This is a genomic window from Martinezella lusitana, assembly GCF_014207095.1.
GTDB classification, from domain to species: domain Bacteria; phylum Pseudomonadota; class Alphaproteobacteria; order Rhizobiales; family Rhizobiaceae; genus Rhizobium; species Rhizobium lusitanum_B.
The window spans coordinates 419,076-443,282 of record NZ_JACHBG010000003.1 but is presented as its reverse complement, the minus strand read 5'-3'; the positions used below and the strand labels follow the sequence as shown (position 1 = coordinate 443,282).

Below are 24,207 nucleotides of genomic sequence, written 5' to 3'. Positions count from 1 at the left end.
TCTATTTCCCCGGTGTCTTCTTGGGCGAAGCGGGAAGGCCCGCTGCCAATGTCGTTTCACACAGGCGCAGGTGGCGATCTCCCGGCGCCCAATGGAACGCGATGAAATCCGCTGTCGCGCCCTGGACGAAGTCCGTTTCCAGACCAAGCGCTCTCGCCGGGTTGACCGCCGCCATGGTGACCGCATCTCCGAGGCTGAAGCCCTCAAGGCTTGCCGCCAGAGCCACGCCGTCGACAAGCGGCGTCGCCGCGCCTGCAAGGGTCGCCATTCCCACCATCGCCAGACGTCCATCAGCCGACAGCTCGACGTCACCGCCGATGGGCTGGCGATAGCGGCCAGGCGCCATGCCGGCGAGCGCAACCATATCGCTGACGAGGATCGACCGCTCCACGCCTTTTGCTCTCAACATCGCGGTCAGCGTTTCGCGATCGAGATGGTGGCCATCGGCGATGAACATCGCCTGCAGCCTCGAATTTGCGAGTTGCGCCCATAGGAGATTGGGGTGGCGGGGCAGTGTCGAGGCAATGCCGTTACCGAGATGCGTGCTGAAGCCTGCCCCGGCTTGCGCAGCCATGGCGATGTCAGCCGTGTCGGCCGCGGAATGCCCGATGGAGACGAGGCATCCTCTAGCACGGACGTGACGAATGAAGGCATCCGCACCTTCCGTAGCCGGGCAGAGCGTCACCAACTTCACCAGGTTGCCGGATGCCTCCCGCCACTGGTCGAATTCCTCGCATGAGGGTCCGCGGACATGATCACGCGGATGCGCACCACGCGCGCCGTCTTGCGGCGAGATGAACGGCCCCTCGACATGTATGCCGGGTATCATGCCGGCGAGCCAGGCATGCTTCCGGCGCGCACCGGCAATGACGGAAAGCGCATTGCAGATCGTCTCTTGGGAAGCCGTGATCACGGTCGGCAGAAAGGCTCTGACACCCTGTTCGCGCAATCCTCTTGCAACGGCGTAAACCGTTTCTTCATCGATATCGGCACTGTTGAAGTCATGACCGCCCCATCCGTTGACCTGCAGATCGACCAGACCAGGCGCCAGCCAGGGAAGGTCTTCACCGGTCGCGCCGTCCAGCTCTTTGACGGCAGCAACCCGGCCGTCGCTCACGGTCAGCTCAAGGATGTCTCCTGATATCGCGTGCCGCCCGACGATCATGCCGCTCTCCGAAAGACGTCGGGCGTGGAAGCCTCATCGAGATAGAGCACCGCTTGTGGATGCCGCCGCAAAATGCTGGCCGGGCAATCCTCGGCAATCGGCCCTGTCAGCATCCGCGTGACGGCGGCTTTCTTCAGCGCACCGGGGACGACGGAAATCATTCGCCCAGCCGACAGCAGAGCCGGGATGGTGACGGTAATCGCCTGTTGCGGCACATCGGCCAGACTTGCGAAACACTCGTCCTCCACCTGCTGAATGCGGCAGTCCTGCGCAAGCGTGACCACCTTCACGCTCTGCCGATCCTCGAAGCGGGCGTCAGGCGGATCGTTGAAGGCAAGATGTCCGTTCATGCCGACGCCGAGACAGACGAGATCGAGCGGCTCTTCCGCAAGTCTTCCGGCATAGTCGGCCGCACAGGCCTCCGGCGAGGAAAAGCGATGGGGTTCGATACGGTGGATTTTCCCGAACGGAACCAGGGTGAAGAGGTGGCGATCCAGCCAATTGGCGAAACGCGCCTGATGACCAATATCGAGGCCGATATATTCATCCATGTGAAAAGCCGCGATCCGGCTCCAGTCAATATCTGCCGCATTGCGCAAAAGCGCGAGCGTATCCTGCTGGCTCGGAGCAGCAGCGAACATGACGCTGACGCGCGTCTTTGCAGCCAGAAGGCCGCGCAGGGCCTCGGCCAAATCGCGGCTTGCCGCTTCCGCCATCTCGTCGCGGGACGAATAGCTTTGGGTGGCGAGACGATCTGTTTGCCATGCAAGCGGCATTTGCTGTGCTCCCTGTGTCATTGCCTTCAAGTTATTTGCAACCGATTGCATAAGTCAATAGGCCAAATATCGACATTCTAAGATTATTGATACGGGATTGATGCGATAATCGCGACATTTTTACCGCCTTCACTTAAATGCTCTTGCAATTTCCATGAAAGCGGTTGCATAAATAAGCAACAGAGCGGACACTAAAGGAGATAGATGTGACGGCAATCAAAGTCGGGTTGGTCGGGCCAGGAACGATCGGCAGGGTTCACCGGGATGCGATCGCCGCCGCGGAAGGAGTGGAGCTGACCGCCGTTGCCGGAGGAACAGCAGAGGAGCTGGCAGCGTTCGGAACGCCGGCAAATGTGCAATTCTTCGCCGATGCATCGACCATGATCGACGATGCCGATCTGGATGCCGTGGTGATTGCGACCCCGAGCGGCTCCCACTATGCCCCCGCCCGTGCCGCGCTCGATAAGGGCTTGCATGTCGTCGTCGAAAAGCCGCTCGCGGTCGACCTCGAAGAGGCAATCGATCTCTATCACCGCTCCCTCGCCGCCGATCTCGTGTGCTCGACCATGTCCCAGCGACGGCTGGAAGCGCAGCATCAGGACATTCATCGCCGCCTGCATGCAGGCGAACTCGGCCGGCCTATCGCCATTGAAGGTCAGGTCTACTGGCATCGCGCCGACGCATATTACGATGAAAAACCATGGCGTAAGCTTGATGCGCAAGGCGGAGGATCGCTCTTCAACCAGGGCATTCACACGCTCGACCTGATGCTTTGGCTTTTCGGCCCCGTTGCCAGCGTCACGGCAGAGGCGACGAACATGGCTGGACGCGCCGGTGGCAGCGAGGATTTCTGCCAGGCACTTCTGGTCTTCGAAAACGGCGCGCGCGGCACGCTCATCACCAGCACGACAACACCTCCCGGTCGGCCTGCCGCACTCATGCTGTTCACCGATCAAGGGCATGTAGCGCTCAATCACACCGATGTCGTCGATTGGAGCTTTCCCGACCAACCTTTGCCTGCCGCCGCGGATTCCTCGATCAAAAGCGGGGCTGGAAGCCAGGTCAGCATCGGCATTCGCGGCCATGTCGACCAATGGGAGGATGTCAGGGATGCCATTTTCGACAAGCGCCCCGCGCGGATCACCTTCCGCGACGGGCTTGAAGCTGTGCGCGTGATTACCGCCATCTATCGCTCGGCCGAAACCGGCCGGCGAGTCGCGATGAATGAGATCGGAGACGCGTGATGTCCGTCAAGAAGCTTGCGATCCTAGGCGCCGCCCATGGCCATATCAGCTATGTGACCGACGCCCTTGCCACACGCTCGGACGTCGAACTGGTCGCTCTTGCCGATCACGATGAGGCACGGCGGGCCAGCTATGGCGCCAAGCTTGGTGTTCCCGGCTATGCCGATATGACGTCGCTGCTTGCGCGGCATGATATCGATGCGGCTGCGGTGATTGCCGAACCCGGACTTCGTGCCGGGCTGATCGAAGCCTGCCTTGAGCGAGGACTTTTTGTCATCGCCGACAAGCCTTTGGCTCTAACCGTCGCGGAGGTGGACAGGATCGCCAAGGCCGACGGCGGCCGCAACCGTGTGGCGCTGATGCTGGAGAAGCGCTTCTATCCCGTCACACGAAAGGCATGCGAACTTTTCCTTGGCGGTGAGATCGGCGATCTGGTCGCCATCACCTCCACAGGCCCGCACAAGCTGCTGCCGTCGGCGCGGCCAGCCTGGTTTTTCGACCCCTCACTCTATGGCAGCATCGTGAACGATCTGGCTGTTCACGACATCGATCTTGTCCTATGGCTGACGGGCGCGCGCTCGGGCCGTGTCAGCGGCTGGAAGAGCCCCGCTTGCCCGGAGAAGCACGCGGGATTTGCCCTGGCCGGCCGTGCGCTGCTAACATTGGAGACTGGTTTGCAGGCTGTGATCGACATGGATTGGAGGCAGCCCGAGGCCGCAGCAAGGCACGGCGATTACGCCATGCGCCTCATCGGCACGCGCGGGCGAATGGATATTCTTTTCGGCGAAGGCCGTCTTCTTGTCGAGACCGACAGCCGGAGCCTTTGGGAACCTGATCTGCCCGCCCCTATCGGCCCGGCGGACGACGCCCTCGACGCGCTGACGGGCAAGGCACCCTTGCAGGTTTCGACCGCAGAGGCTCTTCTGGCAAGCCGCATCGCGGCCCTTGCCGCCGCGAGTGCCGAAGAGGGAGGGCACGACTATCGCTGGTAAGAGGGATCCGAAGACGAGGGTAAAGCCGACGCTGGATGAGATCGCCGAACGCGCCAATACGTCCCGCTCGACAGTGTCGCGCGCGTTCAGCCGGCCCGACCTGCTTAATCCGAAGACCGTTGCGCAGATCCTCGCGATCGCCGAGGAGATCGGTTATCGGCCAAACAATATGGCGCGCGCGCTGTCGACGGGCCGGACAGGCAATATCGGCCTGCTGGTGCCCGATATCGCCAATCCGTTCTTTCCGCCGCTCATCAAGGCGATCCAGAGCCAGGCAGACGCGCTGGGGCTCTGCCTGTTTCTCGGTTCCTCGGGCGAGAGCGGTGCGCGAGAAAACACGCTCTTCGAGCGGCTTGCCGGACAGACCGACGGAATCATCCTGGCGTCGACCCGCCTGAGCGAGGCGCAAGTGAAGATCCATGCCGCGCGCCACCCCATCACGCTGATCAATCGCGATATGGCCGGTCTGCCGCGCGTGTTGATCGATACGCAGGCGGCTGTGATGGAAGCCGTCGGTTTCCTGGCCGAAAACGGCCACCGCCACATTGCATATCTCTCGGGCCCAAAGGAATCCTGGTCCAATCAGCAGCGTATGGAGGCGGCGACCGAGGCATGCCGCCGGACGGACATGCGCCTTTCGATCATCCCCCTATCCGAACCGAGCTTCGAGGGCGGCGAAGCGGCCGCCGAGGAAGCCGTCGCGGCGGGCGTGACGGCAATCCTGGCGTTCGACGATCTGACGGCCCAGGGAGCGCATGCACGGCTCTCGGCCCTGGGCATAGATGTTCCCAGGGATATCAGCCTCATCGGATGCGACGACGCGCTGCCTGCCATGACCTACCCAGCGCTTTCGACCTTGAGCGGTCTTTCGCAGGAGGCCGGACGGCATGCGTTGAAGCTTCTCTGCGACGCCATCGAACACAGGGACGGTTCGCAGGACATGAAGGTCGTTCTGGGCGCGCGCTTCATACTCCGCGACACTGCCGGCCCGGCTCCTGCTGGTGATGCCAAGGATCGAGACCGCTCGTAACGCCGCTGCGCGCCCATTTTAACGGCCTTTAACGTTGCTCACGTCTTGGCAAAGTCGTGCGCAAAGATGCGACCGGGATAGTCAAGCTTCGGAATAGACTTCGGCAATGGGGCCTATCCGCTCAACTCATGCCCGGCCAGCCTCGTTGCCGCTTGCCATGATCTTCAGCAGGCTTGCAGCAATCGCTTCGCCGTCATGCTGACCGCGGCTCCAGGCATCCTCGAACTCATCCCGAATAAGCATATAAGCAGGCGTTTCGGACAAACCGTCCGTGAGATAGGGGAATCTGCCAACCGTCTTTTCGAAGGGAAAGAGCACGCGGTTTGCCAGAATGTGAGAAAACAGGCCCGACGATCCACCGTGGTCGCGCCAGTGAAAATCGAACGCCGATGACACATCCGCCAACGTCAGGCCGATCGTCTCACGGCACTGCAGAATATTGCCGATGAGCACTTTCGGACAGTTGGCCCGTTCGACAGCTGCGACGACATCATCCACCAGAAGATGCGGGATGACGCTCGTATAGACGCTGCCCGGCCCGAAGGCGATGAGGTCAGCCTGCGCTATTGCGTCGAGAACAGCCGAGTTTGCGGTTGGCCGCTCACCGCTCGTGCGACTGAGGTCGAGTTTAGCGACCCCGATCCGGGCCTCCGGTTCGGACATGGTCGTGATCGCATCCTGCGGAACCACTGTCCTTCCATCTTTCAACGTCGCCGACAGCACGAGATCGCTATCGATCGAGGAGGGCCAAACATTACCGTTGATGCCACATAGCTTTCTAAACACGAAGATTGCCGTGTTGACATCGCCGTTGTGGGCAAGGCACGCTCCGGTCAAAATGAAGTTCCCGATGCTGCCATGCCTGAAATCGAAATCGTCGCCGACGGCCGAAGCGAACGTATTGAGATAGTTCAGGATCGCGCTGCGCAGGCCCGGCTCCATTCTCTCGAGCAGCGGATGGCCGCGCTTGGCATAGAACAGGAACTCCTTCCGGGCGTCATCGAGACCGAGGTTGGCCGAGATCCGCGCATTGCAGATCTTCACCACATCGCCGGCACATCCCTCTCCGTGGGCCATCGTCATCAGCGCCTGGCGGATGTCGCCGACGGAGAGGATGCCCAATCGCTCGCGAATGACCTTGGAACTTCCGCCGCTGTCCCAGGCGGGCACGATGCGTGTGACCTCGACACCGCTTTGGCACAAAGCGATGTTGATCGAACGACACGCGCTCCCACCGGAAAACAAGACGATCTTCTTCATGCCCACTCCCATAAATCTAAAGTGGAGAATATCGTGCGGCAACGATCCGCAAAAGAGAGCGGATCGTCACAAATCCTGACATGGGTGATATAAATGCATTTCCAAGCCGATCAGGCCGGATGCATCCTATCGATCGTGAAGGTGCTTTTTCAGGAACGACCGGGTTCTGTCATGGTTCGGGTTCTGCAGGATCTGTTGCGGCGCGCCTTCCTCGACGACCACGCCGCCATCCATGAAGACGATGCGATCGGCCACTTCGCCGGCAAAGCGCATTTCGTGGGTAACGATCAGCATCGTCATGTGCTCGGCGGCAAGCTGCTTCATGACGGCGTTGACCTCGTCGACCAGCTCTGGGTCCAGGGCCGATGTCGCTTCGTCGAAGAGCATCACCTTCGGCTGCATGGCCAGCGCACGCGCGATCGCGACTCGTTGCTTCTGGCCGCCGGACAGCCGCGACGGATAGGCGTCGATCTTGTCGGCAAGCCCGACCTTGGACAGCAGCTCCACCGCCAGTTCCCGCGCGGCCGGCTTCGAAAGGCCCTTCAGCTTGACGGGACCGAGCGTGATATTCTCAAGGACGGTCAGATGCGGAAACAGATTGAAATGCTGGAACACCATGCCCATCTGCTGGCGCACGGCGTTGATGTGCCGTTCGAATGCATTTCCCTTCAGCCGACGATTGACCAGCTCGCCATCGAGCCAGACCTCGCCGCCGTTCAGCACTTCGAGATGATTGATCGACCGCAGAAGCGTGCTTTTGCCTGAACCGCTCGGGCCGATGATGGCGATAATCTGCCCGCGCGAGACCGACAGATCGATCCCTTTGAGCACTTCGAGCGCCCCATATGCCTTGCGGGCACCCTTGACTTCGACCATGGGCTTTGCGGCGCTCATCGGGACATCTCCACCTTGTTTTCAAGAAATTGCAATCCGGCTTCGAGGACGAGGTTTGCCACGTAGTAAATACCTGCAATGGTTAGATAAAATTCGAAGGGCGTATAGGTTTCGCTGATGGCGATCTGCGCGCTGTAGACGAGCTCGGCGATACCGATGATCGAAACAAGCGAGGTGTCCTTGAGCAGCACGATCAGATTGTTGCCAATCGGCGCGATCGTCTTGCGGAGCGCCTGTGGCACGATGATGTAGCGTTGAGCCTGGCCGCGGCTGAGACCGATCGAACGCGCGCCTTCCATCTGGCCGGGATCGACCGACAGGATGCCGGCGCGGAAGACATCGGCGTTGTAGACGGCGAAATGCAGGCTGAGGCCGATAATGCCGGCGCCAACAGCGGGAATATCGATGCCGATCTGCACGAGCCCGTAGTAGATCAGATACAATTGCAGCAGGAGCGGCGTTCCCATGAAAAGCCAGGTGAGGAACCGTATAGGAAAAGCTGTTATCGGGGGCGCGTAGAGGACGATCAGCGCAAAGGCTATGCCGAACACAAGGCTGACCACACTCGAACAGACGAACATGATAAGCGTCCACCAGAGACCGGTCATCAGAAGACCGAAATAGGGCGTTACGACGCTGAAATCGAGATTTTGCATATGGGCATCCTCACCTTGGCGCGAAATGCTGATCGAGGCGATCGACGAGGAACCGAACCGCGTAGACCATCACGATGTAAATCGCGGCGGATACAGCGAAGATTTCGAAGGGCTTGTAAGTCGAGCTGATGAAGCGCTGAGCAGTATAGGTGAGCTCGATAACCGAAATCGTCGATACCAGAGCCGATCCCTTGATCAAGGCAACGGCATTCACGCCGAGCGGCCTGATCATCAGGCGCGCCGCCTGCGGCAGGGTCACCAGCCACAGCGTTTGGCCGCGACCGAAACCGATCGAACGCGCTGCTTCTGCCTGCCCGCGATCGACATTGATGATGGCGCCGCGAATGGACTCGGCCATATAGGCGCCGATGTTGAGGGCAAGACCAATGACGCCGGCCGAATATGGCTCAAGTTCCAGCCCGATTTGCGGGCCGCCGAAATAAAGGACGAACAGTTGCACGAGACAGGGCGTACCTCGAAACACACTAACATAAGCCCGCGAAAACCATCGAGCGACGAAGAAATCCGACAGCCGGCCCGCTACCAGGATAACTGCGATGCAGAAGCCAAGCAGGATAGCGAGGACGGAAATACTCAATGTCACCCACGCGGCCTCCAGAAAAAACGGGAGGACGCGCTGCATTAGCGCCAAATCCATAGAAACGCTCCGAAAAGTCATAGTGAATGGGCCGGAGACATATCCGACCCACACCGAAATGCCAGTTAGCGAATATCGCTACCGATCCATTTCATCGAGATCTTTTCATATGCGCCGTCGGCGAGCATGTCCTCGAGAACCTTCTGCATCTTTGCCTTGAGTTCCGGATTGTTCTTGCGGATCGCGATACCAAGAGCGACACGGCCGCCTTCGATGTTCGGCGTATCGAGAATGCGGATCTTCTGGCCGGTTTCCTTGACGGCGACCATGACCGGAACGCTGTCCATCACGAGAGCGTTGATGCGGCCGGCGTCGAGATCGACGAGCATTTCGGGAAGGCCCTTGTAGGAGCGGACCGTCAGGTTGCCCTGGGCCTTCGCCCACTTTTCATGCGCGTCGCCGAGCGTGACGCCGACGATCTTACCGTTGAGGTCTTCCAGCTTCTGGATGGAGGAATCTGCCTTCACGACGATCGCTCTGCCGGCGTGATAGTAAGGGCCGACGAAGTCTACGGCCTTTTCGCGCTCCGGCGTGATGGTCATCGACGCGACGACGGCGTCGTACTTTTTCGCCAGGAGGCCTGCGATGATCCCGTCAAAGGGCGTCGTGATGATTTTGGCCTTGACGCCCAGACGCTCGGCAATGGCCTCGCCGATCGACGCGTCGAAACCGACGACCTGGTTCTGATCGTTCGTGAAGCTAAACGGCGGATACTGGCCGCTCATAGCGACGCGCAGTTCGCCAGAGTCCTTCAGCGTCGCCAACTCGTCAGCACGAGCATGCGATAGGGAAAATGTCGCCGTGATCGCAACGGCCGCCGCAGCGATCAGATTTGTAAGTTTGTGTTTGAACACGTCAGTTTCCTCTGTTGGTATTTTGTTTCGTTTTGTCGGTTTCCCAGCAACCTTCACCATCAGAGTTTTGCATAGCCATTTTTGGCAAGCACCAAGCAAGGTGTCAGCGTACCTGACACATTGCCGGAACTGACCGGCATTGTGTCGGCCGGTGATTTTCGCGGTGCCATCGTCAGCCGAGAGCAGACGAGATGGGCCGCGCAAAATGGAGGTCCCCACATATTTCGATGCAGCCGATCGCACGGCCGAAGCGGTAGCGACAAGGTCTGCGCTTGGCCACCTGAAACGTAAAAGGCCGCACCCCCGACCATTGCTGGAGCGGGGGTGCGGCCTTTTTGATGGCCTGCCGATGTGCTACAAACTATCTCAGTGCGGCTTCGAAGCTTGCACTCAAAACATCGAGCAGATGATCGGCGTTTGCCTGGCTGAAGATCATGGATGGGCGCATCTTCAGGACGTTGTCGTGCGGCCCTTCGGTTCCCATCAGGATGCCGCGCTCTCTCGCGCCGTCATTGATCTTTCGCGCGAGATCCGTTGCAGGCACCTTTGTCTTGCGGTCGGTGACCAGCTCTATCCCGAGGAAGAGGCCAAGGCCGCGCACGTCGCCGATGATGTCGAAGCGATCCTGCATCTTGCGGAAGCCATCGAGCAGGTAGTTGCCGACATTGAAGGCATTCTCGCGCAACTTGTCCCGCTCGATCACGTCAAGGACCGCCAACCCTACGGCGCAGGACACGGGATTACCGGCAAAGGTGTTGAAATACTCCATCCCGTTGTTGAAGCTGTCCGCAAGCTCGCGTGTCGTGACGATCGCGGACATCGGGTGGCCATTACCGATCGGCTTGCCCATAGACACGACGTCTGGAACCACGCCCTGAGTTTCGAAAGCCCACCAATGGCTGCCGACGCGGCCGAAGCCGACCTGCACTTCATCGGCAAGGCAAAGACCGCCCGCCGAACGCACCATGGCATAGACTTCCTTCAGATATCCATCGGGAAAGAAGACCTGACCGGCAACACTCGGGATCGATTCAGCCATGAAGAATGCGGGAGCCCGCCCCTTCTTGCGCATGCTTTCGATCTGTTCGGCAACGCTTTCGGCAAAACGCTTGCCATGTTCTTCGGCCGGCCACTCCTCCGGAGCACGATAGCTATCCGGAATGACCGCTTCATGGACATGCTCCGGACGTCCCTTGCCGCCCTTGCGCTTGTACTTGTACGGACTGAGATCGATCAGCTCCTGCGTCGTGCCATGATAGGCCCAGTCGACGACGATCGCGTCGTTGCGTCCGGTGTGGTTGCGCGCCATGCGAAGCATCAGGCTGTTGGCCTCGCTCCCCGAGCAGGCAAAGGACGCAACCGACAAGCCCTCAGGCAATGTCGCGGTCAGGCGCTCCGCATACTCGACGATGTTATCGTGCAGGTAGCGTGTATTGGTATTGAGCAGCCCGGCCTGACGGGACAGCGCTTCGACGACATCGGGATGCGCGTGTCCGAGATGGCAGACGTTGTTGAAGCAATCGAGATAGGCCCTGCCGTAATTGTCGATCAGCCAGACACCATCGCCGCGGACGAACTTGATCGGCTCGGAATAAGAGATGGAAAGATTGGGCAGCAGCAATTCCTTGCGCTTGGCGATCAATTCCTCTCTCGTCCGACCATCCCGAGTGAAAGTCTCGGGTGGCAGACCGGCAAGAGCCGACGCGTCCGGGAAAAGTTCGGCCCAGACGTCGAGATAGGCGGATTCACCGACGCCCAGAATCTCCGTCGCCGTCAGCGCGGTGTCGGTCGAAATCTGGAAGTGCAGATGAGGAGTCCAGCCGCCGTTTTCGTGAATATCGCCCATATAGCCGACGAGATCACCGGCTTCCAGGCGTTGGCCGGGCTTCAGTCGGCCGAGCGCTTCATGCGCCATGTGACCCCAAAGCGTAACGAAGGTCGGGCAGCCTTCGGGGGCATGTTCGAGCGCGATAAGGCCGCCATAGCCAAGCGGTTCGTGTTCGATCTCGACACTTCTGACAATACCTGCCACGGGAGTGTAAAGTGGTGTTCCGGCAGGCATGAACAGATCGACGCCGAGATGATGGATGCGTCGCTTGCCCTCGATGAACCGCGATTCAAAGGCCTTGTCCGTATAAACGGTTCTCTTCTCACCCCAGGAACCGACGCCGAGTTCTATCTTGTGCTGCTTGGCAAAGTCCGTCCACCATTTGGTCGCTTCCTGCGGGCGTTGTTCCGCCGATGCCACGGTCATGACATGCGACGCGTCGCCATAAGGGACGATCGCCTTGCTCATCGTGGCGGCCGCCGGGCGGACGATATCGGCAAAGCTCTTGCTGTTGTCGGCGATCCAACGGCGGACCGCGCCGGCTCCGTCGACTGCATCGAAACCGCATGCCTTGCGCAAAACGGCAGTGGCAAAGCGCGGATTCATGGCATCCATCTTCTCAAGCAGACGCCATGCCGGCGCTTCGCTGATCGCCAGATAGGGATTGTCGTCGGTCTGGTCGTGGCGGGAAGCGGAGAAGGTGACACTCGTCACCAGACGCATAGCGATGAGGTCGAACAGGATGTCGATCTCTTCGGACTGCAGCGGATATTTCTCATGGAATCCGGCGGCGAGAGCCGCAGCCGCACCGATCGGATCCTCCATATCCAGGATCGAGTAGGCGCAGGCAATGGCCACTTCGGCGACGAGAACGGTGTGGACGGCATCGCCGAAATCGATAACACCCGAAATTCTCTGATTGTTGTGCTCGTCGACCAGCACATTCCAGTCGTTGGCATCATTGTGGATGACCTGCGCGCGCAACCGCGAGAGCTTGGGCTCGACGAGAGTTTCAAAGCGCTCGATAAAGCGTTCGAGGATTGCCCGCCTTGCTTCGTCGCGGACAAAATGCAGGCGAGACCGCGCCCGCGCCGCATGGCGCAGATCCCAATCCAGTTCGCGCAGGGCGCCTGGATGAATGAAGCCCTGCAGCGCCCGATCAAGTTCCCCGAGCGAACGGCCGAGGCTGCGCATCAAATCGATCGTTCTGCCGACCTCGGCAAGCGGCGTCCCGACCAGCCAGCCGACCAGGCGCAAGGCATGGGTCTCGCCATTCGGAGCCGTCGTGGAGGCCAGAAAGTCGCCGGAGAGACTGGGCTTCAGATGCGGAACCACAAGCTCCGAATTGGCGGCGGCAAGATGATTGAGAAGAGCAGTCTGAAACTCGCTTTCGATCCTCGGTTCGCTGGAGTTGACGATCTTCAGGATCCAGCCGGCATCGGCCTCCGTCTTCAATCGATAGTTGCGGTCGCGCTCGCTGTCGAGCGGCGAGGCCTTGGCCGTGACGCCGAATATTTCCTTGGCGAGCCTCTCGGCATCGCCTGCGGACAGTTGAGGAGCCGGATGGGAGAGATCAGTCATAGTTGTTGTTTTTCCAAGCTATTTTTCTTTCCGATAGCTTGGCATGCAATTGGTTTTCAGGCATCAAGTATCCTGCCGGATCAAGCAAGTATCCTGTCGGATAGAACCGGCACACTGTCGGAATATGCCGACAGATGTCCGGCCTCAAAGCGAGAAGACCATGCGTGACCTTGACGCCAAAGATCGGGAAATACTCGAAATCCTGTCGAGGGAAGCGCGCATCGCGGTCAAGGCCCTGGCCGGGCGGATCGGCCTGTCGAGAAGCGCAACGAGCGAACGCGTTACCAACCTCGAGCGCAGCGGCGTCATTCGAGGCTATCGCGCCGACATTGGCGAGATCGACGCGAACGTCATTCGCGCGATCCTTCTCGTCAGCCTCAAGCGCACACCGGCGCTCCACCTACTTGACCTGCTCGCACGACACACCGAGGTAAAGCGCGTTTCGTCGGTGAGCGGTCAGCTCGATCTGGTCGTCGAACTGGAGGCGGCATCGATCAACGACCTCAACCAGGTCCGCGACTTGATCGCCAGCCACGAGACCGTTGAAGACATCACAACCGCGGTGGTGCTGAGGCGGGATATCGACCGCGAGTCGCGATAATCCGAATAATCTCAGCTGTCATTTTCCCTGAATGAAATCGGCACAGCTATCTGGTTTCAACGCGCTACGATTTGCTCTTCAGATGGTCGGTCGGCAGCGCCGTCGTATATTTGATCTGGCTGAGCGCGAAGCTCGAGCGGATATTGGCAACGCCCGGAATGCGGGTAAGGAAATCGACGACGAGCGCCTGGAACTTCATCAGGTCCTCGACCACGACCCGCAGCATATAGTCTGCCTCCCCCGTCATAAGATAGCACTCGACGATTTCCGGTTTGGTCTTGATGGCGGCGTTGAACACGTCGAGCGATTCCCGGTCCTGCTGCTTTAGCGAGACCTGTACGAAGACGTTGACCGCCAGTCCAAGCGCTGGCGCATCGACCAGCGCCACCGACCCTTTGATGACGCCACTCTCCTTCAGATCGTTGACACGCCGCCAGCAGGGCGAGGCCGAAAGGCCGGTCGCTTCCGCTAGTTCGGAAATGCTCATTTCGGCATTCTGCTGCAACAGATCGAGGATTCGAATGGTGGCGGTATCGAGCGAAGATTTTGGTGTAGGCATGTTTAACCGGCAACTGATTATTTTTCGAAAGGAGATTTCGCATTTTCCCAAGATTAGGTCAACTGAGACCAATTTTACCTCGAATTCAGGTGTAGCATTTCGGAAAAGTCACACATGAGGGAGAGAGTCGACGATGAGAGGAGCGTCCTTGACGCCAGCAAAGCTGGAATGCCTGAAGGATTTGGAGCGCCAGGCTCTTTGGCACGCATGCTGGATGATCCACAATGCCAATCATCTGCGCGAAAAGGGCGAGGTGAAGGTCGGTGGGCACCAGGCCTCGTCCGCGTCTCTGGTCTCGATCATGACGGCGCTCTACTTCCATGTCTTGCGGCCGGAGGATCGCGTCGCCGTCAAGCCGCATGCCTCGCCCGTCTTTCACGGTATCCAGTATCTGATGGGCAATCAGACGCAGGAAAAGCTGCAGAATTTCCGTGGCTTCGGCGGCGCGCAGTCCTATCCGAGCCGCACCAAGGACATCGACGACGTCGATTTTTCCACCGGCTCCGTCGGCCTCGGCGTTGCGATTACCGCCTTTGCTTCGATCGTGCAGGACTATATCGCCGCCAAGTCGTGGTCGAAGGATCGCCCGGCGGGGCGGATGATCGCCCTGGTGGGTGATGCCGAACTGGACGAGGGAAATATCTATGAATGCCTGCAGGAAGGCTGGAAGCACGATCTGCGTAACACCTGGTGGGTGATCGACTATAACCGCCAGAGCCTCGATGGCGTGGTGCGCGAGGGACTGTGGCAGCGTATCGAGGGCATCTTCACCGCCTTCGGCTGGGATGTGAAGGTGCTGAAATATGGCGCACTCCAGCACTCCGCTTTCAAGGAGCCCGGCGGCGAGGCGCTGCGCGGCTGGATCGACCGTTGCCCCAACCAGCTCTATTCCGCGCTGACCTTCCAGGGCGGCGGCGCATGGCGCAAGCGGCTCAGCGACGAAATCGGCGGCGAAGCCGGAGTTACCGAGCTTCTTGCTGCGCGAAGCGATGAGCAACTCTCAGACCTCATGAATAATCTCGGCGGCCATTGCATCGAGACGCTGACCCGCACTTTTGAAAGCATCGACCATGACCGGCCGACGGTGTTCCTGGCCTACACGATCAAGGGCTGGGGCACGCCACTGGCAGGCCACAAGGACAATCATGCCGGCCTGATGACCAAGGCACAGATGGAATCCTTCCAGACCCGCATCGGGGTCAAGCATGGGGAGGAATGGGAGAAATTCGGCGCGATCCGCTCGCCCGAGCGGGTGCACAACTTCCTAAAGACTGTTCCCTTCTTCGCCGAAGGCAGGCGGCGCTTCAGCGCGCCCACGCTGCCGTCGGTCGGGCCGATTTTCCTCGACGATCGCGAATTGTCGACGCAGGCCGGCTTCGGCAAGATTCTCGACGCGCTGGCGCAACGCGACGATCCTATTTCCGCACGCATCGTCACGACCGCACCCGATGTCACGGTCTCGACCAATCTCGGCCCCTGGGTCAACCGCCGAGGTCTTTTTGCCCGTGAACAATTGCCCGACACATTCCGCGACGAGCGCGTTCCCTCAACGCAGAAATGGGAGTTCGGCCCGGCCGGCCAGCATATCGAGCTCGGCATTGCCGAGATGAACCTCTTCTTGCTGCTCGGGGCCGCCGGCCTCTCGCACTCACTATTCGGCGAGCGGCTGCTGCCGATCGGTACCGTCTACGACCCGTTCGTGGCCCGCGGCCTCGATGCGCTGAACTATGCCTGCTATCAGGACGCACGCTTCATGATCGTCGGCACGCCGTCGGGCGTAACGCTCGCACCCGAAGGCGGCGCGCATCAATCAATCGGATCACAGCTCATCGGCATGAGCCAGGACGGATTGGCAAGCTTCGAACCGGCCTATCTCGACGAATTGTCCGTCATCATGGACTGGGCGTTCGACTACATGCAGCGTGATGGCGACGCGACACACGATCCGCGCACCTGGCTTCGCGACGAAACCGGCGGCTCGATCTATCTGCGCCTGACGACGAGGCCGTTGGAGCAGATAGCCCTGCGGCGCGAGGACGCCGCCTTCCGGCAGGGCGTGATCGACGGAGCCTACTGGCTGCGCAAGCCTTCAGCCCGCACCCGCATCGTGCTTGCCTATCAGGGCTGCATCGCGCCGGAGGTATTGATGGCGGCAGGGAGCATGGCCGAAACCTATGGCGACGTAGCAGTGTTGGCTGTCACCTCCGCCGATCGACTGAATGCCGGCTGGACAGCGGCGCAACGTGCCCGTCGCCACGGGCATCTCGGCGCCCACAGCCACATCGAAGCGGTGCTCGGCAATGTTTCCCGCGCGGCTAACCTGATCACCGTTACAGACGGCCACCCGGCAACGCTTGGTTGGCTCGGCTCGGTTCATGGTCATAAAACCGTGTCGCTCGGCGTCGAGCATTTCGGTCAGACCGGCACGATCGCCGACCTCTATGCGCATTTCGGCATCGACACGCACGCCATTATCGAAACGGCCGAAGCCCTGACGCGTAGCGAAGCCGCCATACCGTTCGGAGTAAGCGCAGCCTGACGCTGTGCCGACGCCCGTGAAATCAGCCGGGATCACCCCTGGCTTTTTTCACGGCGATGTCCATCTCCCTGAACGGCCGGCGAAAAGTCGGAACGCGCTCGGTAACGCCTGGAAGGGCACCGAACGGCTTATGCGGCTCGGCCTGATACCAGAAGGCGACCGAGGAAATATCGTCGGAACGGCGATTGGCGTGGCCATGCTCGATCGTCACCCGAATATGCTCCTGAAAAATGGCCGGATCCTCGATATGCCAGCGGTATAGCGTCACCGGCTCGGTCCAGTTCGGGCCGCCGGCGGCGATGATGCCGTGATAGGGTGCGCTATATTCCTGGGTCGGGCACCACGCCGTGTTGAAATAATCCTCCGTCCCGGTTCCGTGCAGCGTCGGTGGCCAGGCATCATTGGCGCCGGGTGAGGTCTCAGCCCGAGGATCGATCAAAGCCGCTTTCGGCCCGATGCGCGGTTCGGGCTTCCGCACCGTATCGGACACGGAAAGCCCTTGCTCGCCATCGATGAAGATCATGTCATCGCCCTCACCATACCAGTCCCATACATCGGAGCGGCGCCGCGAATAGACGCTGTAGAGAACGCCGACATAGTGGCCCCGACCCTCGGCCTCCAAGATCGTGTAATTCTCCTTGCCGTCGACATTCTCGCCGCCGAAGAGATATTCCTCATTGGTAAGGCCTACTTCGCTCATGCCCTGCGGCCGCGATTGCCGGTATTGTGCATGGAAGCGGCCCATTCCCTCTTCCAGCTTTTCGTGTAGTTCAAGATCGACATAATAGTAAAACAGCAGGTCGTGATCGGCCTCGTTCGTCACTGTCAGCTTCATGTGCGATCCGAACGGCATCGGAAAATAGCAGTTGAACGCCTTGCCGTCCTCCGGGCTCGCCTGCATCGGCAGGCTGGCATAATTTGCGGTGCGGCCATGGCCCATACCGAAGAAATCACCGATCGGGGTTTCAATGCTGGGTTCCGTCTCACCATCCCAATAGGCGCGAAGTACGATCTTGCGCAGGAAGTTCTCGCTCTCGCAGGCAAGCGTCGCCCATATATGAGTGATGATGCCCGCTCCTTTGTGTTCGGCGATCACCTCGGTCTTGCCCGGCTCGATGTGGAAACGATCATCATTGCCGCCGGTACGATCGTAACTCGAAAACCGTCGCGTTTTTGCCTCGCGCAGTTTTGCCAGCCCGCGCAGGGGTGAAAGGCCGAGATTGTTCATGAAGGTCTCCTGTCTTGGATGAAGGCGGCTATTTCAGGCCGCTGGTCTTCAGCGAATCCATGATCTGCCGCTGGAAAATCACGAAGAGGATGAGGGTAGGAATGGCGACGATGGTAGAGGCGGCCATCATGTAGTTCCAGGATGCCGAATATTGGCTTTTGAAGTTGGCGATACCGACCTGCACCATCCAGAGGTTGGGATTGGAGGTGATGGTGAGCGGCCAGAGGAAAGAATTCCAGTTGGCAAGGAAGAACAAAATGGCGAGAGCCGACATCATCGGGCGACTCAAAGGCAGGATGATGCTCCAATAGATGCGCCAATAGCTGGCACCATCGATCACCGCAGCCTCCTCTATCTCGCGCGGTAACGAGAGATAATATTGTCGCAGCAGGAAGATACCGAAAGCATTGAAGATCGCCGGCACGATCAGTCCCGCATAGGAATTGATCATGCCCATCGCCTTGACAATGATGAAGAGCGGCACAATCACGACAGGGAGCGAGACAAGGAAGGTTGAAAATATCGAGAGGAATATGATTTCTCGCCCAGGAAATCGCAGTCGAGCGAGCGCATATCCAGCCATGGTGTGGAAGAAGAGAGCTACAACTGTCACTGTTGCCGAGACGAAGAAGCTATTGAGCATATAGCGAATAAACGGTACGCCGGTCAGCACGTAGATGAAATTATCAAACGTCGGCGCTTCTGGGATGAGCACCGATGAAAAAGATTCAGCTGCCGGCTTGAAGGCGATAGAGACCATCCAGAGCAATGGGAAAAGTGTCATCAGCGCCAATATGGCAGCGATGAGCATCCACAGACACCGCACCAGCGTTACCTGCGATCGCGTGACGTAGGTATTGGATGGATCATTCCGCATGGTCGAAACGCCCTCCGCGCGTGACGGCAAAGAAAATGGCGGTAACAGCCATGAGCGCAATCACCAGGATCGATGACATCGCCGCAGCGTAGCCGAACGCGCCAAAGGAGAATGCCTGCTGATAGATGTAGACAATCAGTACGGCCGTTGAATTTGCCGGACCGCCTTTGGTCATGACGTAGATGATGTCGAAGGCCTGCGCACCGGCCACGGCAGCGACCATCGACACCATGAGAACGAAAAAGCTGGTGGGCTTCAGAAGCGGCAGCGTGATGTACCGGAAGCGCTTCACCGACCCGGCACCGTCGATCATCGCCGCCTCGTAATATTCCTTTGGAATGTCCTGCAGGCCACCCAGGAAGATCAGCATGTAGAAGCCCATCAGGAACCAGACACTGACGAGGACGACAGTGATCAACGCGAAATTCGGATCGCCAAGGAAGGAAATCGAGTTGAGACCGAGGCTCGCCATCGTTTGGCCGACGACCCCGATCTTGTCGATGACCATGAATTGCCAGACGAGGGCGACGACCACGAGGCTCACCATGTTCGGCGCGAAAAACATTGAGCGGATGACGGCATTGAAGCGATTGGTCTGCTGCACGAGAAGCGCCAGCCCCAGGCCAGCGACAAAGAGGGAGGGCACGAGCATGACAGCATAGAGGGCCGTCACCCTCGCCCCCTTCCAGAACAACGGGTCATGCCAAATGCGGATATAGTTCTTGGCGCCGACGAAACTGTAACCGCCAAATCCGTTGACTTCGTAGACGCTCAACACCAGCGACAGAAGCATCGGCACGCCGAGGAAAAGGAAGAGGCCAAGCGCGTCAGGCAGCACGAAAAGATATCCCGCAATCCATTCACGATGGCGAGCGGAAAGCCCTTTGCGCTCTCCGTTGGCACGGTTTTCCGCTACATCCACAATTGTCGTCATGATCTCATCCCGAAATAGGAAACGGCCGCCGAAGCCGATTGCCACGGCGGTCGGCGGTTCCTCCTAGAGGATTGGTGCGCCGCTATAGGAGCCAAGAAACGCGTCGAGCTGCTGCGAGGCAGAGGTCGCGGTCGCCTGCGGATCGGCACCACCGAGTTGTGTCTGCTGGATCGCATCGGAGATGATCTTGTAGACCTCCGGCGGCAGGCGCGGCTCGGCGCGCGTACCTGGGTGAACGTCAGCGGCAAACTTGCCGATCATGCCTGTCTTGAACGCGTCACCGCCTGCGGCAAGCGCGCTTTCGCGTGGCGGCATGTCGGACTTGCCCTTGGTGCACCAGTCGGCCACCCGCTGAACGGAAGCCGCGTCCTTCGAAGCAAGCGCCCAGGCGCAAAACTGTGCAGCTGCATCCGGATTTTTGCCTTTCGCATTGGCCACGAAAGCCCAGCCACCGCCAACGGTGACATACTTGCCGTTGGGCGGCGTCGGCAGGCGAAAGACGCCATACTTGAAATCCTTGGCATTGCTCTGCAGTTGCGAGATACCCCAGATGCCGACATTCTGGATGGCGCAGTAATCCGAAGCAAGATTGGCGACGGTGTCATTTGCGCCAGTGCCCATGACCTGCCGTGGGGCGGCGCCCGACTTGATCGCATCCTGCCAGAGTTTCAGCGCCTGTACCGTGGCGGGTGAATCGAAGGCGCTCTTGCCGTCCTTCGTCTGGAATTCGCCGCCGCCTTGCCAGAGGAAGGGATACCAGGTGAAGTTTTGATAGTAGCCCGGCTGGGTCTCAAACAGCACGCCGAAGCGCTTCGGCGTCGTCAGCTTTTTGGCGAGTTCGAGCAATTCCGCCCATGTTTTGGGGACATCATTCTCATTCAGCTTCGCCTCTTCGAAGGCCTTAACGGAGTAGTACATCGCCATCGGCTCGACTTCCATCGGAATGCCGTAGATCTTGCCGTCGACCATCCGGTTGGCGATCACGCTTTCGGGGAAATCAGCCTTGGCGTCGATATGCGGCGTCAGATCCTGCAGAACACCGCCATTGTAATAACGCAGAAAATCGCCCGGCGAGATGAGGAAGACATCCGGCCCTTCGCCTGAGGCGAAGGCGGTCGCAAGCTTTGGGCCGTTTATGTATTCCGCATTGGGCACATATTCGAGCTCGACCTTCTGCGGATGGCTATCGTTCCAGGCGGCCACGGCCCTTTCGAACCAGTCGACCTGGCTCTGCACCGCGCCGCCCGGCGCGTAGAACTGCCAGAACTTCAGCGGCGCGCTTTGTGCCCGAACCGCCATGCGGTTCAAATAGGGAAATCCGCTCAATCCGGCAGCACCCCCGATTGCAATGGTGGCGCCTGCCTTAAGCACGCCACGCCGGGTGATTGCGGCAATAGACTTGTCCTTACCTGTCATGACTACCTCCCATTTTATCAACGCGCCACGGCAGCTCCTCCCGCGTGGCGTCAGTCAAATCATGCGGTATCGAAGGCGTGCAGATTGCACGGAATGACTTCGGAGCGCGGTGGCCCCGCATAGGCTCCGGAGAGCCTTTCGAGCAGCAACTCGGTGGCACGATGAGCTAACAGCGATGGCGTGTTGCCGACCCTGGTGATCCGCGGCCGCACATATTCCAGCTGCGGCTGATCGCCGAAGACGGCAACGCCGATATCCTTGGGCACGCTGACGCCGCGATCGAAGAAGGCGGCGAGCGCACCTGCTGCCATCAGGTAATTTCCAAAGAAGATCACCGATGGCAGATCATCGCGATATGTCGCGAGAAGCCAATCCACCGCTTCCTCGCCTGACGGGCCGAGATAGCTTCCCTCGCGCCGCAACTCAGCCAGCGGCTCGACGCCATTGTCGCGCAGCCCCTGTTCGAAACCGGCAGCGCGCGCCATGGCTTCGGCAAAGAACGAAGGGCCGGTCAGATGCGCTATCCGGCGATGCCCCTTCTTGGCCAGATAGGCTCCCATTTGGTAACCGCCGCCGAAGTCATCGATCTTAACGCTGTCGACGGCCTGATTGGGTAGATCGCCGATGAACACGGTCGGAAGGTCTATTTCGAGAAGTGCGTCATGCATGCCGTGCAGCGCGAAATCACCGACAATCAGCCCGTCGATCCGGCGGTTGCGGATCTGGCGAAGATAGTGCTCGCCGTGCTCCTGCGAGTGCCCGCCTGGAACGTCGGTGTTGAAGATCAACAGGTCGAGCCCGAGAGCTTCAAGATCGGACTGCGCGGCCTGGACCATTTCCGGATAGAACGGGTTGCGAATATCCGGGATCAGCATGGCGACAAGATTGGTACGGCCCGTCCGAAGGCTTTGCGCCATCGGGTTCGGCACGTAACCCAGCTCGGCGATCGCTTCCAGCACGCGCTTGCGCAGATCCGCCGAGACCCGATCGGCATGATTCAACACATGCGACACAGTGGTCGGCGACACTCCCGCATGCTTGGCAACTTTGGCGATCGTGGTCATACGGGCAAGCTAGGAGATTATGAATCGATTTGCAAATTGTTTTGCAAATCGATTTACACATAAGATCAGCTGATGAACACGCATGCGCTGGAAAGCAATGCCAGACTTCATTTCAGATGGCAGGTTGTCTCGCAGCGCTAGCTGTTGCTGCATCCCAGGCCAGAGCATCTCGTGCTCCGTGACTTTGCAGCAATGCCGGCATCCAGACTAAAAGCCGGAAAAGGTGGAAACGCCTCTCGCCTTGAGCTTTGTTCTGGCGACCGTAACATAGAAGTAGTTTTTGAGTTCGCCGAGGCATGTCTTGACTCTGCCCTCAACCACCTTGCGATCCAACTTTTCCGTTCCGGCTTCGCCATTTCGAAAGCGCATCAAAACGTCGATATTGCGATCGCAATCGGTCATCTGCTTCTGCAAGCCATCCGCCTGACGCTCTGTATCAAGCGGCCATCCATTTAACGCACCGCTGGCCAGCAGCACCATAAAGGCGCCGGCCGCAACCAGCTTCAGAATGCCACTCATCATGCCTCACTAAACCCGTCGGCGCACAACTTTCAAAATTGTAACCTCGGCACCACCATAAATGCAATCGACCGACAAGCCGCAATCACTGCTTGCTCTCAACGAGGATTTTCCCAAGACATACACGATTGGACAGCCAAATCGGCATGCCATTTCGGTTTTACACGGGATTGGCAAGCTTCAACAGGATGGGCCGGCTGGATGCGATCGGAACATGCCGGTGATGCCAAGGGATTTGAAGCGGCATCGCCTGGCTTTCAGGATCAAACCCTCAGTCCGTCATAAGTCCGAACCGGCAAGCGCGACGGTATTTCGACCACCCGCTTTCGCCGCATAGAGGTTCCTGTCTGCGTCACCAAGGCAGCCTTCCGCATCGAAACTTGCTTCGCAATAGACCGCGCCGATACTGACTGAAACGCGCACAGTCGCTCCCGTCGACGCCCGAACATCCAGCCGCGCGACAGCGAGCCTGATTTCCTCGCAGCGTTCGAACATATCTCCGACGGCGAGGTCGCCGAAGAAAAGCACGAATTCCTCACCTCCGAGACGCCCGGTCAGATCGCCCGGCCCGCAACGGCTGCTTAGCAATTGCCCAACCTTTCGCAGCACCTCGTCGCCGATTGCATGCCCATATCGGTCGTTGATCGACTTGAAATGATCAAGGTCAAGAAACAGCAACCCTCCAGGCGTGCCCATCTTGCTGATATCCGCCAGTTCCTTCTGAAAGGTCTGACGATTGGGAATGCCGGTCAGCCCGTCCAACCGTGACTGCACGCGCAACTCTTCATAGATCCTGGCCAATCGGACCAATGCGTTCGCAGCGCTAGCCTCGGCCCGCCGCAGCTTCTCCGCTTGATGAAAATGCACAGCCGATACCGGAATGGCGATCGTCAGGGGACAGACGATCGCCATCAGCAAGCCGGCACCATCGACCTGGCCGCCGAGAAGGGGAACGATGCTAAAGCAGATCGCCAGCGAGGCCATAAGAGACAGCAGACCGCTCAGAACGGCTTTGATCAGGACAACACGCATAGAAGACCGGCGGTTCATTGGCACTGAGGTCCAATAGCGACGATTTCCTTAAGATCCTCTACATGAATGGGTAAAAACCTATGTATCGGCACCCTGCACGCCGGCGAGGCCGGATAGGCCGCCCGCGCGAGCTGTTTTCATCACCGCCAATGACAACCGCTTGACGGCTTCGAACTGCAAGGCTTGTTGGCCGCTCCTATCGATGCGCAATCCGACGCTCGAGCAACCGATCAGATCGCTTGCGAGGCTCGACATGGGTTTGAGAGCGTCGGCCTCAAAATATTGTACACAATATTCTTCAGTTTGGCCTCGTTCTTGCATCCAAGAGTTTTTGCATTCAGCCAGATTGGTTCTGCAGTGCCGCCAAACCTGCACCACATGACAATGAACGATCAATTTCGAAACATCTAGTTGTTATGGGTATTCTTTTATTGTAGACAATTATGTGTGCAAAATAAGCCAAGCGGAGGAGCGCGGCGTTGCACCGAATGAGAAAATGG

At 59.2% G+C, this 24,207-nt stretch carries 21 protein-coding genes; 5 read left to right on the top strand and 16 right to left on the bottom strand.

What is annotated here, in order from left to right:
* Position 1: 1 nt before the first annotated feature.
* Both GGD46_RS10075 and GGD46_RS10070 read right to left on the bottom strand, forming a co-directional pair.
* On the bottom strand, positions 2-1,165 hold the full coding sequence (locus GGD46_RS10075; protein ID WP_184703604.1) for an N-acetylglucosamine-6-phosphate deacetylase: 1,164 nt from the start codon (positions 1,163-1,165) through the stop codon (positions 2-4).
* Complete coding sequence (locus GGD46_RS10070; RefSeq protein ID WP_246806258.1) at positions 1,162-1,941, bottom strand: 6-phosphogluconolactonase; 780 nt, start codon at positions 1,939-1,941, stop codon at positions 1,162-1,164. The genes GGD46_RS10075 and GGD46_RS10070 overlap by 4 nt, the downstream gene beginning before the upstream one ends.
* Positions 1,942-2,147: 206 nt before the next feature.
* Between GGD46_RS10070 and GGD46_RS10065 the strand changes: the two genes are divergently transcribed.
* Genes GGD46_RS10065 through GGD46_RS10055 form a run of 3 tightly spaced genes read left to right on the top strand, consistent with a single transcriptional unit; the run spans position 2,148 to position 5,207 of the window.
* Positions 2,148-3,185 carry a Gfo/Idh/MocA family protein gene (locus tag GGD46_RS10065; protein WP_184703603.1) on the top strand — a complete coding sequence of 346 codons (1,038 nt, stop codon included), beginning with the start codon at positions 2,148-2,150 and terminating at the stop codon, positions 3,183-3,185.
* Positions 3,185-4,177, top strand: a complete 993-nt coding sequence (locus GGD46_RS10060) for a Gfo/Idh/MocA family protein (RefSeq protein WP_184703602.1) — start codon at positions 3,185-3,187, stop codon at positions 4,175-4,177. Before GGD46_RS10065 ends, GGD46_RS10060 begins: the two co-directional genes overlap by 1 nt.
* Positions 4,143-5,207: a LacI family DNA-binding transcriptional regulator gene (locus GGD46_RS10055; protein ID WP_313206294.1), complete on the top strand. Its 1,065-nt coding sequence runs from the start codon at positions 4,143-4,145 to the stop codon at positions 5,205-5,207. Before GGD46_RS10060 ends, GGD46_RS10055 begins: the two co-directional genes overlap by 35 nt.
* A 126-nt stretch (positions 5,208-5,333) precedes the next feature.
* Here GGD46_RS10055 and GGD46_RS10050 read toward each other — a convergent pair whose 3' ends face one another.
* The 6 genes from GGD46_RS10050 to GGD46_RS10025 form a co-directional block, all read right to left on the bottom strand.
* Positions 5,334-6,467: a gluconeogenesis factor YvcK family protein gene (locus tag GGD46_RS10050; RefSeq protein ID WP_184703601.1), complete on the bottom strand. Its 1,134-nt coding sequence runs from the start codon at positions 6,465-6,467 to the stop codon at positions 5,334-5,336.
* Between the two features lie 126 nt (positions 6,468-6,593).
* Positions 6,594-7,361 carry an amino acid ABC transporter ATP-binding protein gene (locus tag GGD46_RS10045; RefSeq protein ID WP_281414630.1) on the bottom strand — a complete coding sequence of 256 codons (768 nt, stop codon included), beginning with the start codon at positions 7,359-7,361 and terminating at the stop codon, positions 6,594-6,596.
* The gene (locus tag GGD46_RS10040) at positions 7,358-8,017 is read right to left on the bottom strand and encodes an amino acid ABC transporter permease (RefSeq protein ID WP_184703600.1); all 660 of its coding nucleotides are present in this window, start codon (positions 8,015-8,017) and stop codon (positions 7,358-7,360) included. The genes GGD46_RS10045 and GGD46_RS10040 overlap by 4 nt, the downstream gene beginning before the upstream one ends.
* A 10-nt stretch (positions 8,018-8,027) precedes the next feature.
* Entirely contained in the window at positions 8,028-8,675 is a 648-nt protein-coding gene (locus tag GGD46_RS10035) for an amino acid ABC transporter permease (RefSeq protein ID WP_184703599.1), read from the bottom strand.
* Positions 8,676-8,740: 65 nt separating this feature from the next.
* Positions 8,741-9,529, bottom strand: coding sequence for an ABC transporter substrate-binding protein (locus GGD46_RS10030; protein WP_184703598.1), 789 nt, complete (start codon positions 9,527-9,529; stop codon positions 8,741-8,743).
* A 361-nt stretch (positions 9,530-9,890) separates the two neighbouring features.
* Entirely contained in the window at positions 9,891-12,938 is a 3,048-nt protein-coding gene (locus GGD46_RS10025) for an aminotransferase class III-fold pyridoxal phosphate-dependent enzyme (RefSeq protein WP_184703597.1), read from the bottom strand.
* Between the two features lie 160 nt (positions 12,939-13,098).
* On the opposite strand from GGD46_RS10025, the gene GGD46_RS10020 reads away from it, so the two are divergent.
* Entirely contained in the window at positions 13,099-13,539 is a 441-nt protein-coding gene (locus GGD46_RS10020; RefSeq protein ID WP_184703596.1) for an Lrp/AsnC family transcriptional regulator, read from the top strand.
* Between the two features lie 64 nt (positions 13,540-13,603).
* On the opposite strand, the gene GGD46_RS10015 is transcribed toward GGD46_RS10020, so the two are convergent.
* Positions 13,604-14,098, bottom strand: coding sequence for an Lrp/AsnC family transcriptional regulator (locus GGD46_RS10015; RefSeq protein WP_184703595.1), 495 nt, complete (start codon positions 14,096-14,098; stop codon positions 13,604-13,606).
* Positions 14,099-14,312: 214 nt separating this feature from the next.
* Between GGD46_RS10015 and GGD46_RS10010 the strand changes: the two genes are divergently transcribed.
* Entirely contained in the window at positions 14,313-16,637 is a 2,325-nt protein-coding gene (locus GGD46_RS10010; protein WP_409527674.1) for a transketolase-like TK C-terminal-containing protein, read from the top strand.
* Positions 16,638-16,659: 22 nt separating this feature from the next.
* Here GGD46_RS10010 and GGD46_RS10005 read toward each other — a convergent pair whose 3' ends face one another.
* The 7 genes from GGD46_RS10005 to GGD46_RS09975 form a co-directional block, all read right to left on the bottom strand.
* Positions 16,660-17,865 (bottom strand): glycoside hydrolase family 172 protein, encoded by a 1,206-nt coding sequence (locus tag GGD46_RS10005; RefSeq protein WP_184703593.1) that lies wholly within the window; start codon positions 17,863-17,865, stop codon positions 16,660-16,662.
* A gap of 28 nt (positions 17,866-17,893) precedes the next feature.
* Entirely contained in the window at positions 17,894-18,742 is an 849-nt protein-coding gene (locus GGD46_RS10000; RefSeq protein WP_184703592.1) for a carbohydrate ABC transporter permease, read from the bottom strand.
* A complete protein-coding gene (locus tag GGD46_RS09995) occupies positions 18,732-19,676 on the bottom strand; it encodes a carbohydrate ABC transporter permease (RefSeq protein WP_184703591.1) in 945 nt (314 codons plus the stop codon). Before GGD46_RS09995 ends, GGD46_RS10000 begins: the two co-directional genes overlap by 11 nt.
* Before the next feature lie 63 nt (positions 19,677-19,739).
* Positions 19,740-21,092 carry a sugar ABC transporter substrate-binding protein gene (locus GGD46_RS09990; RefSeq protein WP_184703590.1) on the bottom strand — a complete coding sequence of 451 codons (1,353 nt, stop codon included), beginning with the start codon at positions 21,090-21,092 and terminating at the stop codon, positions 19,740-19,742.
* Positions 21,093-21,151: 59 nt separating this feature from the next.
* The gene (locus GGD46_RS09985) at positions 21,152-22,156 is read right to left on the bottom strand and encodes a LacI family DNA-binding transcriptional regulator (protein WP_184703589.1); all 1,005 of its coding nucleotides are present in this window, start codon (positions 22,154-22,156) and stop codon (positions 21,152-21,154) included.
* Between the two features lie 207 nt (positions 22,157-22,363).
* Entirely contained in the window at positions 22,364-22,636 is a 273-nt protein-coding gene (locus tag GGD46_RS09980) for a hypothetical protein (RefSeq protein WP_184703588.1), read from the bottom strand.
* A gap of 318 nt (positions 22,637-22,954) precedes the next feature.
* Complete coding sequence (locus GGD46_RS09975) at positions 22,955-23,725, bottom strand: GGDEF domain-containing protein (RefSeq protein ID WP_246806256.1); 771 nt, start codon at positions 23,723-23,725, stop codon at positions 22,955-22,957.
* Between the last annotated feature and the right edge of the window lie 482 nt (positions 23,726-24,207).